Here is a 1,497-nt window from a genome sequence, read left to right on the forward strand (position 1 = left end):
AGCGGACCAGGCAACATTGCTATCAAACGGAGCTGATCATGGGCATGAACTACAGCGTTGGTGCAGAGTTCATCTCCGATACCGCTGAGCACACCGGCCGTTTCAACTGCATCTACTTCAAGGAAGATACGGTGATTAGTGCGATTACTGCTCAGGACTACACGGGCAACAGTCTTGCGGGCGAGACCTTTGTTGCTCGTACAAAGATCTATGGCGTGTTCACAAGCATTACGCTGACTAGCGGCGCAGCTATCGCATATAAGATCTGATGTCGCTAGCAAAGTCGCTAGAGAGTGTTGCAGGCAAGGTCATCAACAAGTTTGGTGGCGACGTAACGATCCGGTATGTCTCTGCGGGCTCTTACAACACAACTACCGGAACAACTACCGAGACGACGACTGACACTGCGATTAAAGGCGTCGTAGAAGGCGTCAGCTCCACAGAGGTTGACGAGCTAATTAAGAAGACTGATAAGCGCCTTACCGTTGCTGCTACGGATTTGGCAACGGTGCCTGCCCCCAAAGATCGAGTTGTTATCGATTCTGTAGAGTTTCAAATTATTACAGTTAATACGCTAGAGCAGGAAGGCACCGCGATTACCTATGAGCTGATCCTGAGGGCATAGGCATGGCTCGTCGCATCCGCTTCGACCAAATCGATGATTACGCCGAGGAGAAATTCAACGAGCTTTTGCGCGGTGCTGTTTTGGAAACCGACAGGCGACTCAAAATAGGCAGCCCAACGGATACGGGACGCTTAAAAAACAGTTGGCAAATTTCCGAGAACACAGCTAACGGCATCGGTGCCCCGGCCGGTGAATACGACAAGAACGCGACACCTGCGCCGGATCGAACTAATTATCAAAACGAAAAAATTGGCGAGACCTATATCGTGTACAACAATCTCGAGTACGCCGAGCCTGTGATTGCAGGAAAGAACATGCCGCGTTCCTGGAACAACAAATGGCGTTCGCGAGATAACCAAATCACTAAGAACTACCATTTGCAAGTCGCGAAGGACATCGCAAATTGGATTAAGGCAAACGCTGTAGACCCATGACCAGCACTTACAACGACGTTCGAGCGGTCATCGAGGGCCGTCTTGCTACGGAGATGGCTAGCTCTCCGGCTTATCAAGTTGCCTACGCCAACACGGCATTCACGCCGCCTACGGACGCGCCCTGGCTCAGTGTGCAGGTGAATTTCGGCGACAACGCGTATTACACCTTGCAGGCTCCGGCAACCGGAACAAACAGGCAATCGGGTGTTGTGGTCGTCGATATTTTTGGTGACGTTGGAATCGGCGCAGCGAGCGCTTTTACGATCGCCGAAAGGGTCAAGGATCTATTCGATAGAAAAACTGTCAGCGGAGTTATTTTTGACGCAGCATCCGGGCCGAACCAAATTGCGTCTGGCCTTTCAGACTCTTTTTTCCAGGTGCAGGTTAGCGTTAGCTTCGACGCATACCTAAGCTAGACTCGAAAAAAGCCACTACCGC

4 protein-coding genes are annotated in these 1,497 nt (G+C 51.2%); all 4 read left to right on the plus strand.

What is annotated here, in order from left to right; translation table 11 throughout:
* Window positions 1–269, plus strand: a 269-nt coding sequence (locus tag B3520_RS13700; RefSeq protein ID WP_286876294.1) for a hypothetical protein, incomplete at its 5' end; no start/stop codon positions are given.
* The gene (locus B3520_RS13705; protein ID WP_286876296.1) at window positions 269–625 is read left to right on the plus strand and encodes a hypothetical protein; all 357 of its coding nucleotides are present in this window, start codon (window positions 269–271) and stop codon (window positions 623–625) included. The genes B3520_RS13700 and B3520_RS13705, both read left to right, overlap by 1 nt.
* 2 nt (window positions 626–627) lie before the next feature.
* A complete protein-coding gene (locus tag B3520_RS13710; protein ID WP_286876298.1) occupies window positions 628–1,059 on the plus strand; it encodes a hypothetical protein in 432 nt (143 codons plus the stop codon).
* The gene (locus tag B3520_RS13715; protein ID WP_286876300.1) at window positions 1,056–1,475 is read left to right on the plus strand and encodes a phage tail terminator-like protein; all 420 of its coding nucleotides are present in this window, start codon (window positions 1,056–1,058) and stop codon (window positions 1,473–1,475) included. Before B3520_RS13710 ends, B3520_RS13715 begins: the two co-directional genes overlap by 4 nt.
* The last annotated feature ends 22 nt before the right edge of the window (window positions 1,476–1,497 follow it).

The organism is Marinimicrobium sp. UBA4509, assembly GCF_002388575.1.
In the GTDB taxonomy this organism is placed as follows: Bacteria; Pseudomonadota; Gammaproteobacteria; order Pseudomonadales; family Cellvibrionaceae; genus Marinimicrobium; species Marinimicrobium koreense.